Annotated in this window: 16 protein-coding genes; 8 read left to right on the top strand and 8 right to left on the bottom strand. The window is 57.3% G+C overall.

The window, feature by feature from the left end:
* Position 1 precedes the first annotated feature (1 nt).
* Together ACR0M9_RS14770 and ACR0M9_RS14765 are read right to left on the bottom strand one after the other, a co-directional pair.
* The gene (locus ACR0M9_RS14770; protein ID WP_480773965.1) at positions 2-1,102 is read right to left on the bottom strand and encodes an FAD-binding protein; all 1,101 of its coding nucleotides are present in this window, start codon (positions 1,100-1,102) and stop codon (positions 2-4) included.
* 49 nt (positions 1,103-1,151) lie between these two features.
* Positions 1,152-2,591: an FAD-linked oxidase C-terminal domain-containing protein gene (locus ACR0M9_RS14765; protein WP_480773964.1), complete on the bottom strand. Its 1,440-nt coding sequence runs from the start codon at positions 2,589-2,591 to the stop codon at positions 1,152-1,154.
* Between the two features lie 80 nt (positions 2,592-2,671).
* Between ACR0M9_RS14765 and ACR0M9_RS14760 the strand changes: the two genes are divergently transcribed.
* On the top strand, positions 2,672-3,382 hold the full coding sequence (locus ACR0M9_RS14760) for a DUF599 domain-containing protein (protein WP_480774008.1): 711 nt from the start codon (positions 2,672-2,674) through the stop codon (positions 3,380-3,382).
* A 35-nt stretch (positions 3,383-3,417) separates the two neighbouring features.
* On the top strand, positions 3,418-3,765 hold the full coding sequence (locus tag ACR0M9_RS14755; RefSeq protein WP_480774007.1) for a hypothetical protein: 348 nt from the start codon (positions 3,418-3,420) through the stop codon (positions 3,763-3,765).
* 3 nt (positions 3,766-3,768) lie between these two features.
* On the opposite strand, the gene ACR0M9_RS14750 is transcribed toward ACR0M9_RS14755, so the two are convergent.
* From ACR0M9_RS14750 to ACR0M9_RS14735, 4 genes are all read right to left on the bottom strand, one after another.
* Positions 3,769-4,254 (bottom strand): flavodoxin family protein, encoded by a 486-nt coding sequence (locus ACR0M9_RS14750; protein ID WP_480773963.1) that lies wholly within the window; start codon positions 4,252-4,254, stop codon positions 3,769-3,771.
* A gap of 1 nt (position 4,255) precedes the next feature.
* The gene (gene rlmH, locus ACR0M9_RS14745) at positions 4,256-4,726 is read right to left on the bottom strand and encodes a 23S rRNA (pseudouridine(1915)-N(3))-methyltransferase RlmH (protein ID WP_480773962.1); all 471 of its coding nucleotides are present in this window, start codon (positions 4,724-4,726) and stop codon (positions 4,256-4,258) included.
* Positions 4,727-4,770: 44 nt separating this feature from the next.
* Complete coding sequence (gene rsfS / locus ACR0M9_RS14740) at positions 4,771-5,130, bottom strand: ribosome silencing factor (RefSeq protein ID WP_209599225.1); 360 nt, start codon at positions 5,128-5,130, stop codon at positions 4,771-4,773.
* Between the two features lie 164 nt (positions 5,131-5,294).
* Entirely contained in the window at positions 5,295-6,647 is a 1,353-nt protein-coding gene (locus ACR0M9_RS14735; protein ID WP_480773961.1) for a mechanosensitive ion channel family protein, read from the bottom strand.
* Between the two features lie 116 nt (positions 6,648-6,763).
* Between ACR0M9_RS14735 and ACR0M9_RS14730 the strand changes: the two genes are divergently transcribed.
* Genes ACR0M9_RS14730 through leuD form a run of 4 tightly spaced genes read left to right on the top strand, consistent with a single transcriptional unit; the run spans position 6,764 to position 9,533 of the window.
* Positions 6,764-6,859: an isopropylmalate isomerase gene (locus tag ACR0M9_RS14730; protein WP_245220657.1), complete on the top strand. Its 96-nt coding sequence runs from the start codon at positions 6,764-6,766 to the stop codon at positions 6,857-6,859.
* Positions 6,860-6,902: 43 nt separating this feature from the next.
* The gene (gene leuC, locus ACR0M9_RS14725) at positions 6,903-8,306 is read left to right on the top strand and encodes a 3-isopropylmalate dehydratase large subunit (protein WP_480773960.1); all 1,404 of its coding nucleotides are present in this window, start codon (positions 6,903-6,905) and stop codon (positions 8,304-8,306) included.
* A gap of 37 nt (positions 8,307-8,343) precedes the next feature.
* On the top strand, positions 8,344-8,886 hold the full coding sequence (locus ACR0M9_RS14720) for an HdeD family acid-resistance protein (RefSeq protein ID WP_209507240.1): 543 nt from the start codon (positions 8,344-8,346) through the stop codon (positions 8,884-8,886).
* A 41-nt stretch (positions 8,887-8,927) separates the two neighbouring features.
* Positions 8,928-9,533 carry a 3-isopropylmalate dehydratase small subunit gene (gene leuD / locus ACR0M9_RS14715; protein WP_480773959.1) on the top strand — a complete coding sequence of 202 codons (606 nt, stop codon included), beginning with the start codon at positions 8,928-8,930 and terminating at the stop codon, positions 9,531-9,533.
* Between the two features lie 24 nt (positions 9,534-9,557).
* On the opposite strand, the gene ACR0M9_RS14710 is transcribed toward leuD, so the two are convergent.
* Positions 9,558-9,761, bottom strand: coding sequence for a hypothetical protein (locus ACR0M9_RS14710; RefSeq protein WP_209599681.1), 204 nt, complete (start codon positions 9,759-9,761; stop codon positions 9,558-9,560).
* Positions 9,762-9,866: 105 nt separating this feature from the next.
* Between ACR0M9_RS14710 and ACR0M9_RS14705 the strand changes: the two genes are divergently transcribed.
* Positions 9,867-10,697, top strand: coding sequence for a hypothetical protein (locus tag ACR0M9_RS14705; RefSeq protein WP_480474695.1), 831 nt, complete (start codon positions 9,867-9,869; stop codon positions 10,695-10,697).
* Positions 10,694-11,722 carry an endonuclease/exonuclease/phosphatase family protein gene (locus ACR0M9_RS14700; protein ID WP_480773958.1) on the top strand — a complete coding sequence of 343 codons (1,029 nt, stop codon included), beginning with the start codon at positions 10,694-10,696 and terminating at the stop codon, positions 11,720-11,722. Before ACR0M9_RS14705 ends, ACR0M9_RS14700 begins: the two co-directional genes overlap by 4 nt.
* Here the strand turns inward: ACR0M9_RS14700 and ACR0M9_RS14695 are convergent.
* Positions 11,719-12,621 carry a Rossmann-fold NAD(P)-binding domain-containing protein gene (locus ACR0M9_RS14695; RefSeq protein ID WP_480773957.1) on the bottom strand — a complete coding sequence of 301 codons (903 nt, stop codon included), beginning with the start codon at positions 12,619-12,621 and terminating at the stop codon, positions 11,719-11,721. The genes ACR0M9_RS14700 and ACR0M9_RS14695 overlap by 4 nt on opposite strands.
* Between the last annotated feature and the right edge of the window lie 67 nt (positions 12,622-12,688).

Here is a 12,688-nt window from a genome sequence, read left to right as displayed (position 1 = left end):
CCTATCCCATCAGCCCCGGATTAAACAATTCACGTGGGTCAAACTTAGCGCGCAACCCCTTTGTCAGGCTCGAGACGGCCACGTTTTCCGGTTGAAAACGCCCCAGTCGCGCGACTGTTTCTGCATCCGCTCGTACAAGTGTCGCGTGGCCAGAAAACACACCTAGACGCGCGCGCAGATCCGTACCTTTCGGGACGCGCAGCCAGACAAGCCCACCGCCCCAGTCGAAAAGCAACTGATCCGCTTCGGCACGCGCTGAAACTTCGGCCGCATCTCCGGGTTTTACTGAAAGCCGCCAGACATCCCCGTCCTGCCCCTGAAACGGATGAGCATCGCGGATACCAGCCCACAGCGTGTCTGCATCCGCTTCCTCTGAAATCTCTCCAAACCGGGACAGTTCAGCCGCCAACTTGCCTGTGCGATATGCGACCGCGTCCGTGAAGCCTTCGACCCTAAGCAGGGCTTTCCCGGCGTCGGGATCATACGCGGCCCCCGTTACTTCGAACGGCGATCTCAGCGCAGCGGACAGAACCCGAACCGCAGTTCCAGCTTCCCGGACCCCAACAGATAATGTTGCCACCCGTTCCGGTTTTGGAAGCACCTTCAGCGAAACTTCGGTCAAAACTCCTAAAGTACCCCAGGACCCGCCCATCAATTTGACCAGATCGTACCCGGTGACGTTCTTCATGACGCGGCCACCGTTCTTGATCACCTGCCCGCGCCCATCGACATAGCGTACCCCCAGCAGAAAATCCCGGCAGGCCCCGGCCTGAATCCGTCGCGGGCCCGAAATATTGGCCGCGACGACGCCGCCAATGGTCGGTTCACCTTGTGTCCCCAGCAATCCGCGATGATCCATCGGCTCAAACGCGAGGTGCTGGCCCTCTGCTTCCAGCGTCGCCGTGATCTCGGCCAAGGGCGTCCCCGCCCGTGCAACAAGGGTCAGCGCCCCGGGTTCGTATAGCGTAATACCGCGCAAAGCTCCGGTTTCGATTTCCGCATACGGGCTGGCAATTCCACGCGTCCCGCCTCCGACAATGCGTACAGGGTTTTCTAACCCGACCACCAGCTTTGCCAGATCGGCCTCAGTCTCAGGTCTCATTGGCTTCATCTTTTCCAAAATACTCCGGGGGCAAGGGGGCAGCGCCCCCTTATTCTGCAGCCATACGCCGCGGCTCCGACACGTCGAGCGGAAACACTTTGGCCGCGTTCAGCAGCCATTTGGGATCGAAAACGTCCTTAACCGCCATCTGCGCCTCAAGATCGGCAGGTGAATATTGATGAGACATCAGATCCCGCTTTTCGATCCCCACACCATGTTCCCCAGTCAGACAGCCGCCCTCGTCAACACACAGCTTCAGAATCTCTGCCCCAAAAGCTTCGCATTTTTCCAGATCGCCGGGTTTGTTGGCATCGAACAAGATCAGCGGATGCATATTTCCGTCGCCCGCGTGGAACACATTTCCGACCGGCAACCCAAACTCCCCACTCAATTCTCCGATACGACGCAGAACGGTTGGTAGGGCTGACACCGGGATCGTGCCATCCAGACACATGTAATCGTTCAATTGTCCCATGGCACCGAATGCAGATTTCCGACCCAACCAGATCTTGGCGCTTTCCTCGGCCGACTGGCTTTCGCGCAATTCAACCGGGTCATGGCGTTTTGCTATCTCGATGATTTTCGAAAGCTGAAAATCTATTTCAGCGTCAGACCCCTCCACTTCGACGATCAGCAGCGCGTTGCAATCGGGATACCCGGCATGGGCAAAGTTTTCGCAGGCCCTGATGCACAATGTATCCATGAACTCGATCGCGACCGGCAATATGCCCGATTGGATGATGTCCGAGACACACTGCCCCGCAACCTCATTGTCATTAAAACCCATCAGGACCGGTCGTGCGCCCTCGGGCTTGCGAAGAATACGCAGCGTGGCCTCGGTCACCACACCCAGTTGACCTTCGGACCCACAGATGACGCCCAACAGGTCCAGACCTGGTGCATCCAGATGCGCACCACCGATTTCGACAACGCTGCCGTCCATCATGACCATGGTCACGCCCAACAGGTTGTTTGTTGTTACCCCATATTTGAGGCAATGCGCTCCGCCCGAGTTCATCGCGATATTGCCAGCAATGGCACAGGCCAGCTGCGAAGACGGATCGGGGGCGTAGAAGAAATCCTTTTCTTCGACCGCACCGGTAACGCTTAGATTGGTGCGACCCGTCTGTACTTTGATGAAGCGGTTGTCATAGTCGATTTCCAACACCTCATTCATCCGTGCGACGCCCAGAATGACGCAATCCGCCGTCGGCAAGGCTCCACCGGCCAGTGAAGTGCCCGCACCGCGCGGCACCACAGGCACGTTTTCGTCATGACAAATGCGCAGAACATCCGAAACCTGCTGTGTGCTTGACGGCAGCACGGCCAGCATTGGCGGGCATTTATAGGCCGTCAAAGCGTCACACTCGTAAGCGCGGGTTTCGGAGGGGTCATGGATGATCGCATCTTCGGGCAGAACCCGCGACAGCCGCGCAACAAGCGCAGATTTCCGGCTCAGAACATCCGGGCTTGGCTTTGGCATCTCCATGGCATTCCTCCTTTTGGTAAAATTATATTACCAATTTATCGCACTGGCAAGTTCCCATGCCCGACCTTACTGTCGCGGTCATGATCTGGATCGAACGTGCCGCTCTTTTTGCCCCTCTGGACTACGCATCATTGCTTTTGCTGCTGGTTGCGTGGCTGTGGATCGGGTGGAAAATCGAACATCCGTCACCGCAGAGGCAATCCGTAGCTCTTATGATGGACGATTACCGGCGCGACTGGATGCGCGAGATGGTGACCCGCCAACCGCGCATGTTCGACGCGCAAGTCGTGGCGGCCATGCGGCAGGGCAGTACATTTTTCGCGTCGACCACGATGATTGCCATCGGGGGCGGGCTGGCCCTGCTGGGCAATACCGAAAGACTGGCAGGCGTCGCAATCGACCTCGCCATCGGCAGTGTCCCGGCAATGGTCTGGGAGATCAAAATCCTTTTCGTCGTATTGCTGCTGGCCAACGCATTTCTGAAATATGTCTGGGCGCACCGCCTTTTCGGATACTGCGCCGTGTTGATGGCTGCAGTTCCCAATGACCCCGAAGACCCGCAAACCTATCCCCGCGCCCGTCAGGCGGCTGAAATCTGTGTCACCGCCGCGCGCAGCTTCAACCGTGGTCTGCGCGCCACTTATTTTGCACTGGCGTCGTTGGCATGGTTTCTTGGACCTGTCGCGCTCATTTTGGGCACAGCGGTCACGTTTGGCGTCTTGTATCGGCGCGAGTTCGCCTCACACTCCCGGGAAATACTCATGGCCCGAGCCGCCAGCACGGATACGTGATACCGATGCGCTATCCCACTGGTTACACTGGTGCGATGCGATACTTGATTCTCTGCGCCATGTTGGCGAGCCCCGCCCTTGCCGACCCGCCAACAATCGAACAGGTCCGCACCAGTGCAAACGGTGATACATGGCGGTTCGATGTGACGATCCGGCATCCCGATACGGGTTGGGATCATTACGCCGATGGCTGGCGTGTTCTGGATATGGATGGAAACGAGTTGGGAATGCGCGTCCTGCTCCATCCTCACGAAACCGAACAACCCTTTACCCGCTCTCTGGGCGGGGTGGTCATTCCCGATGGCATGACACAGGTGCAAATTCAGGCACGGTGCATCGTCGATGGATGGAAGGAAGGCACCACAGTGGTCAAACTGGATTGACCCTCAGAAAATACCCATGGCCAGACCGGCACTCAAAGCGGCTCCTGTCTCGCGGCATTGATCCAGTTGGTCTTGCGGGATTGTCTTTTCGGCCAAAATGGCCTCGGGCGTTTGCGCATGAGTACAGATGATCAGCGGAGGCTGAACAGCTTTTAATCGCCAACCGGTGGCTATCCGTGCGATCTGACGGGCGGCGTTTTCACCATCCGATCCTGCGCAAATCATCTGCGCATAGGGTCGGCCTTCTAGCTTTCCCAGCACCGGGTAGTAGCAGCGGTCGAAGAATTCCTTCATCAGACCCGAAATTGCCGCCAGATTTTCAGGCGCGCAAAAGATGTAGCCATCGGAGGCCAACAGATCTTCCGGCCCGGCTTGATCGGCAGGCATAAGCTTTGTGTCAGTCTCACCTCGCGCCGCTTCGGCCGCGGCTTCGGCCATCTGCCGGGCACCGCCTGTGCGCGAGTGGTAGACAATCAGTAGCTGCGCCATGTCAGACCCGGTGATAGGGGCCACCTGACAGAATGGTCGCGGCCCGGTAAAGTTGCTCGGCCAGCATCACACGGACCAGCATATGGGGCCAGACCATCGACCCGAATGAAATGGAAAAATCCGCCTCGGCCCGCAGAATCGGGTCAATTCCATCCGCACCACCGATCACAAATGCCAGGTCCTGCCGACCCGCGTCGCGCCAATCACCCAGCTTCTTCGCGAAATCGGGCGAGGACATGACACGCCCCCGTTCATCCAGCGTGCACAACACTGCCCCTTTGGGCAGGGCCCTACGCAGCAGCGCGGCCTCGGCTGCCATGCCTGCGTTTTTCTTGTCTTCAACCTCGATCACCTGCGCAGGCCCAAGGCCCAGCGCACGGCCGGTCCGGTCAAATCGGGTCAGGTAATCGTCAAGCAGTGTCTTCTCGGGTCCGGCGCGCAATCGCCCGACCGCAACTATGCTGATACGCATGTCTCTCTCGCCTCCGGCCTGTTAATGCAGGCCGGGATAGCGCCTCAGTTCGCCGAGGCGCTGCCGCCCTGAGGCAGCCACATCTTTTCCAGCTGATAGAATTCACGCACTTCGGGGCGGAAGATATGGACGATGACGTCGCCCGTATCGATCAGCACCCAGTCGCCGGTATCCTTGCCTTCGACCTTCGAGGTGAAACCGAATTCCTGCTTGATGCGATCCGTCAGCTTTTCCGCCATGGCCGACACCTGACGGGTCGACCGACCCGAGGCAATCACCATGTGATCCGCAACCGATGACTTGCCCTGCAGGTTGATCTGCACGACGTCTTCGGCCTTGTCATCGGAAAGTGAGGAAAGGATTCGTTCAAGCAGCTTGTCGCTGATTGACTGAGAGTGGGCCATTATGTTGACCCCATCATCGGCGGGCAAACCCGCCTGTGTATGTAGAGACAGGACATAGTCCTCCTTTGCTGCGCGCCGCGAAACCCCGGCGCCGGGGTACTAATAAGGTAGCAAGGGGAATGCAACATTTCAATGAATGCACGCTGCAGGGCGCACACAGGCGCTTACTCTGTGATGATCTGTTGCGCAGTTGCGCCGTCCGGCAGCAACCGGATTTCGCGCTGTGGGAAGGGGATCGAGATACCATCTTCCTTGAATGCGTCCCAAAGCGCCAGATAGACATTGCCCCGGATATTGGTCAGCCCCTTTGTCGGGTCGCTGATCCAGAACCTCAGCACATAGTCCACGCTGCTGTCACCAAACCCGGTGATGTGGCAAACAGGTTCATGTTTGCCGCCGCTCAGGACCCGGGCAACCGCCTTTACCGCCCTGATTGCGGTTGCGCGCACTTTATGCGGATCGTCGTCATAGCTGGTACCAAAATCCAGATCCAATCTCACGAACCGGTCGGAATGCGACCAGTTCACCACCTGGTTGGTAATCAGATCTTCGTTTGGTATCAGGTACTCGCGCCCGTCCCGTGTTACGACCGACACATATCGCGCGCCAAGTGCATTGATCCAACCGAACGTATCCCCCAACGAGATCACATCGCCCGGCTTGATCGAGCGGTCCATCAGGATGATGATCCCCGATATCAGGTTCGACACCACTTTTTGCAAACCGAACCCGATACCCACGCCGATTGCCCCAGACAAAAGCGCGATGCCGGTCAGATCGAACCCCAACGTTCGGATCGAAGCCATAAAGACTGCCCCGTAAAGCAAAACCTGTATGCCTTTCGACAGCAGCACCTGCATGGACGGAGTTATGTCGTCATTGCTTTGCAATGCGCGTTCGGCTGCGCGCGTGCCGATACGGGCCAGTGTCAGCAGGATGCCGATCAGCAAAGTTGCCTTGAGAATCCCAAGGGCCGAAATATGCAGGTCCCCAATGGAAATCGCGACACCGTCAAGAAAACCCGCGACATCATCCGTCAGATTCAGCGCGACAAGCGTTGCGTAGATCCACATTGCCCACTTGAAAATCCGGCGAAGCGTGCGGTTTTGGACCAGTCTCGCGACCAGTGCTATCGCCAGCCACGCCGCCGCCAACGTAGCTATCACCCCGATAATATAGCTGCGCGATGGCCAGGTGAGCTGCTGCATGGTCAGATACAATGCCCACGAAAGCAGAATGAAGTAGACCAGCGCCAACCGCCGCATCAGCTGCACCAGAACCCGCAGCCGCCATTTCGGCCATCCCGTGCGTGAACGAGCCCAGGCATCCCATCTAGACTGAGTCAGGAATTTCAGCAGCAAAGCCAGCGCCCACAGCAACAGGATGATGAGCAATTGATATTGTCGCCAGCCCGGCGTGACGATCAGATCAAGCAGCCTCTCGAATTGCGCGGAAAAAGCCGCAACCATGTTGTTGTAGAGGTCCGTCAGCGTACTGGGGATCAGGTCTTGGTTCATGCACGTCTCCTGCGGGGTCAGCTTGGACAGCAATGCGGGGCGATGCAAGCCTGACACTGGTTTTGAACCTTGATTGCCGGAAGGGCGCGGTATATCTGAACCGCATGAGACTCAATGTGGCCCAACTTCAGAATCTGGAAGATCGCGCGCGCTTGCGTGAACGGTTCTTTGGCGCTGCCCGCACGGTTCTGGCGCGCCTATCCGTCGCCTGAGCTAACTCGCCAGCTATTTCTCATTACATACGGGAGAGGACCGATGTCCCCCAAGACACTCTATGACAAGATTTGGGATGCCCATGTCGCGCACGAAGCCGATGATGGAACCTGCCTGCTTTATATCGACCGCCATCTGGTGCACGAAGTTACCAGCCCGCAGGCTTTTGAAGGGCTGCGCATGGCAGGCCGTAAAGTGCGCGCGCCGGAAAAGACCATCGCTGTACCGGACCACAACGTGCCGACCACACCGGACCGCGTGAACGGGATCGAAAACCCGGAATCACGCATTCAGGTCGAGGCACTGGACAAGAACGCCAAGGATTTCGGCATTCACTACTACCCGGTGAATGACGTGCGCCAGGGCATTGTCCACATCGTTGGCCCGGAACAGGGCTGGACCCTGCCGGGTATGACCGTTGTCTGCGGCGACAGCCACACAGCGACTCACGGTGCATTCGGCGCGCTGGCTCACGGTATCGGCACGTCTGAGGTTGAGCATGTTCTGGCCACGCAAACGCTGATCCAGAAGAAGTCCAAGAACATGAAGGTGGAAATCACCGGCAAGTTGCAACCGGGCGTGACCGCCAAGGACATTACTCTGGCTGTGATCGGTGAGACCGGCACCGCTGGCGGTACCGGCTATGTCATCGAGTATTGCGGCGAAGCAATCCGTGATCTGTCAATGGAAGGTCGCATGACCGTCTGCAACATGGCGATTGAAGGCGGGGCTCGTGCCGGTCTGATCGCGCCGGATGAAACAACGTTCGAATATGTCAAAGGCCGCCCGCACGCGCCGAAAGGCGCGCAGTGGGAAGCGGCTCTGACATGGTGGAAAACGCTCTTTACTGATGAAGGCGCGCATTTCGACAAGGTCATCACCCTGCGCGGCGAAGACATCGCGCCGGTCGTGACCTGGGGCACCAGCCCCGAGGACGTTCTGCCGATCACCGCAACCGTCCCGAACCCCGAAGATTTCGAAGGTGGCAAAGTCGACGCGGCCCGCCGCTCCATCGAATACATGGGGCTGAAAGCCGGCCAGAAGCTGAGCGAAGTTGAGATCGACACCGTCTTTATCGGTTCGTGCACCAACGGCCGGATCGAAGACCTGCGGGCCGCCGCCGAGATTCTGAAAGGCAAAAAGATCAAGGATGGCATACGCGCCATGGTCGTTCCGGGCTCGGGTCTGGTCCGCGCACAGGCCGAAGAAGAAGGTCTGGCGAATATCTTCAAAGAAGCCGGTTTCGAATGGCGTCTGGCAGGCTGTTCGATGTGTCTGGCGATGAATCCCGACCAGTTGCAACCGGGTGAACGCTGCGCCGCGACTTCGAACCGCAACTTTGAAGGCCGTCAGGGCCGGGGCGGGCGTACCCACCTGCTAAGCCCGGCAATGGCCGCCGCAGCGGCAATCACAGGACGGCTGACAGACGTTCGTGAAATGATGTAAGCTACCCTCATAACTGGATATTTGAGGGATTGAAGACATGAGTGACTGGACAAAATGGCTATTGCTTGGACTTCTGTCCATCGTGTTCGGCATCTTTGTGCTGGGCGCACCGGTCGTGGCATCAATTACCGTGACGGTGGTCACAGGTGTATTGCTGTTGATTTCGGGCGCATTGCAGGTTGTTGGCGGCTTCACAGTTGAAGGGACCGGCAACAAGATACTGTCACTTATCATGGGTGTCGTGATGCTGTTTCTGGGCTGGTCCTTTCTGGATCACCCACTGCAAGGAACGCTGACACTGGCAACCGTCTGCCTGATCCTGTTCATGGCTGGCGGCATTGCCCGCGTGATCCTGTCGTTCCAGATGCGCGGAACACAGTATTTCTGGGCGACGCTGGTCTCGGGCATCATGTCGATTGTTCTGGCGATCCTGATCTGGCGCTTTGCCGCGATGGATCCTTCGGTGCTGCTGCAATTGCTGGGCATCCTGCTGGGGATCGAGATGATCTTTAACGGGCTCGGCCTTGTCTTCATGGCGTTCTTCGTCAAGGACGCACCAAAAGAAACGAAACAAGCTTAACGCGGGGTCTGGGCGCGGCCCTCTCCCGCAGGAGTGTGAACATGGATAAGTTTGAAAAAGTCCACGGGGTGGCCGCCCCAATGCCGCTGATCAATATCGACACCGATATGATCATCCCGAAAGTACACCTGAAAACAATCAAACGGTCCGGCCTGGGCGTCGTTCTGTTCGACGAGATGCGCTATCACGATGACGGTCAGGAGAATGAAGAATTCATCCTGAACAAGCCTGCCTATCGCGAGGCCGAGATTCTGGTTGCAGGCGACAACTTCGGCTGTGGGTCCTCACGCGAACATGCGCCCTGGGCGATCAAGGATTTCGGCATCAAGGTCGTGATCTCGACCAGTTTTGCCGACATCTTCTTCAACAACTGTTTCAAGAACGGCATTCTGCCGATCGTTGTCGAGGCAGAACACCACGCGATCCTTATGGATGATGCGCATAAAGGCGAAAACGCCCGCATGACCGTACATCTGGAAGACCAGCAGATCACCACATCGGACGGCGTCGTGATCGATTTCGAAATCGATCCTCACCGCAAGCACTGCCTGCTGAATGGTCTGGATGATATCGGGCTAACGATGGAAAAAGATCATCACATCGACAAGTTCGAGGATCACGCCAGTCAGGCCCGTCCCTGGGTGTGATTCTGGGGACGAATCTGTGGATACTCAACCTGACGGGGTCGCCAAGGCGGCCCCGCTCGCATTCTTGGGGTTGATTTTTCGCAAACCACAACATGTGGGTATCAATTTGAGATACACGTCGGATTTGCGTCGAAAATGATGCAATACCGCACCAGTTGCGCCATCTTTTTGCCCGAAATCCCGTGTTTTCTGCACCTCGGCTTGAGCAAAATGCCGCTTATCGTTCATGTTGGCGCTAAAGAGGCATCCGTCAACGTCAGACGAAGCGACGGGCACAAGTTGGAAACAAGTCGACAAAGATCGGCTGATCCGGTTTGAAAAAGGGTTCGGATAGTGATTGCGCGCACAACAGGGGCGGCGATACGCGGTATACTTGTTGCACTTATGGTGCTGACACCTGCGTTGTACCTGCCTGTCTCATCTACGAACGGGACCGAGATACTGGTCTTTCTCGCGATCCTCGCGTTTATCCTGACCTTTGCCGAATACAATTCCGCCTTTCCCAGCTTCATCGAATTCCGCGACGCGCCCCCGGTCAATCGCCTTCGGTTTGTCGGCCTGATGTCGATGGTCACCTTTCTGACGCTGATCTGCAAAAACGCCTTTGAACCAACGCAGTTGACCACATTCTCTTATTCGGTTGGTTTGGCTGTCGCAAATGTGGTGGACTTCCCCTATTCTCCGGTGCGCCTCATCGTGTTGATGTTGCCCCCGGATGCCAGCCACGCCTTGATTGAACTGGTCCGCATCACGGCCAGCGTGGCTTATGTCGCGGCATTGGTCACGATTGTCAGCTTTGCCTATGCGGTCAGGGTTCGGGGATGGCCAACCGGAAATGGCGCCTTCAATGTTTGGACAAACCTGCCGCTGTTTGACCCGACCAAAGGGGGCGATGTCGTTACGCGCCTTCAACGGGATGGCCGCCTGAACATCTGTATCGGCATTCTGCTGCCATTCCTCATTCCGGCGATAATCAAGTTGATGAGCAGTGTGATCGCCCCGATCTCTCTCGGGAACCCACAGACCTTGATCTGGACCATGAGCGCATGGGCCTTCCTGCCCGCCAGCATGATCATGCGCGGCATGGCGACCCTCAGGATCGCGGGCTTGATCATGGAAAAACGCCGCGCCTATTCGACCAGCGAGTCAACACAGACCGCATGATCCGCATCTTGTGTCTGCTATGGCTGCCCTTTGCGGCACAGGCAGAAGTCGTGCGTATCGCCACCTATAATACCGAGCTCAGCAGAAAAGGTCCCGGCCTACTGGTTCGCGACATTCAACGCGATGACGCGCAAGTTCTGGCCGTTGTCCACGTTATCTTAGCCGCGCGCCCTGACATCATCGCCCTTCAGGGTATCGACTGGGACCTGAACAATACCGCTGTAACAGCCCTGACCGGGAAACTGCGCAACGCGGGGCTTGATTACGGATATTACCTTGCCACACAACCCAATGCCGGGCTGGAAACCTCGCTTGACCTGGACGGCGATAGCAAGGCCCAAGGCCCCGGCGACGCCCAAGGCTGGGGCCAGTTCACAGGTCAAGGTGGGCTGGCGGTGTTATCACGATACGAAATTATCACAGCTGAGGTTCAGGATTATTCTGCGCTGTTGTGGCGCAGTTTACCGGGCGCCACCCTGCCTGGCGTAAACGGGCAACCCTTCCCGTCTGACGCGGCACATCAGATACAACGCTTGTCTTCGACTGCACATTGGGTTGTACCGATCGAAACCCCGTATGGGCGGCTCAATCTCATGACCTTTCATGCGGCGCCGCCCGTTTTCGATGGGCCCGAGGATCGAAACGGGTTGCGCAATCAGGATGAGATCCGGCTCTGGTCCGTAATATTGAACGGTGAACTGGAGCCAGTCCCCGAAGGTGCCTTTGTGATCGCCGGCGATGCCAACCTTGATCCAACGCGTGGAGAGGGCCGTAAACAGGCCATTCAGTCCCTTCTGACCCATCCCCGTTTGCAAGACCCGCTGCCGAAAGACCCTTCAGGCTCGACCTCAACGGTCGCTTGGAAGGCCACGGGTGAAATGCGCGTGGATTATGTGTTGCCGTCCGCCGACCTGCGCATTTCGGATGCCGGTGTGACGTGGCCGGAAAAAGGCAACAAGCTTTACGAATCTGCCCTACGTGCCAGCAGGCACCGATTGGTCTGGGTTGACGTCACCCTGCCTTAAGGCATGATCGACTCTGGGGTCGCATAGGACAAAGTCACCAGGTTAGGTGAGATTGCAGAACGCAATGCATCATCCAGATCGGTCTGATGCTCAGAACCCAGTAACTCGGTCAGGTACGATCCGTCCAACTGGTGTGGCACCTGCCACAGATACCGCATTTCAATCAGGTGTGAAGACATGCGCCAGAATGGTCGCGCCAGCTGCAATGGCCACCATTGCATCGGCTTCACGGATATGTCGCGTCCGGTCACTCTCGTCAAAGACTGCGCGATCTGAGTTCCGGTCAGAGTGTAGCCAGCAAAAGGAACATCGCAGAACCGCGGCAGATCCTTTCGAATTTCACACAGCGCGACGGCAGCTTGGGCCAAATCAGGCAGATAGGCCCAGGCGTGCAAAGCTTCTGGATCTCCGGGATACACGAATTGATTGCGCGACAGATGCTTGATCATGACCTGATCGAACCAGTTTCCAGATGCCTCGGTGTCAATGAAATCACCCGCACGCAGAAGGATCGTACGGACGGTTGAGGCGCGATACGTCTCCTCCATCTCGATCCGGATGCGGCCAAGCGGATTGGTGGCCAAGTGCGGTGTACTCCCGGACCATGGGCCTTGCGTGTCCGCTCCAAACACATAGACGTTGCCTGGAACCAGTACGGTGGCTCCGGTCTCGGACGCGGCATCTATCACACGTCTGGTAAGGTCGGGCATTTCACGCGACCAATCAGGATAGAGCGGGTTCCACCCATTTACGATGACATCCACCCCTTTTGCCGCCTGGGAAAGAGAATCGGACCCGCGACGGAATGTCTGCACGGTCCAACCCGCATTCCGAAACGCCTTTGCAGCATTACGCCCAAACCGGCCCGACGCGCCGAGTATCAGAGCAGTTTGTGTCATTGATACCTCCTGTTTCGGACCAATCTATCCATTCAATGCACGTATGGAATTGCCGGGAAATGTAGAA

The organism is Ruegeria sp. CH2, assembly GCF_056537065.1.
This window is presented reverse-complemented; position numbering and strand designations above follow the sequence as displayed.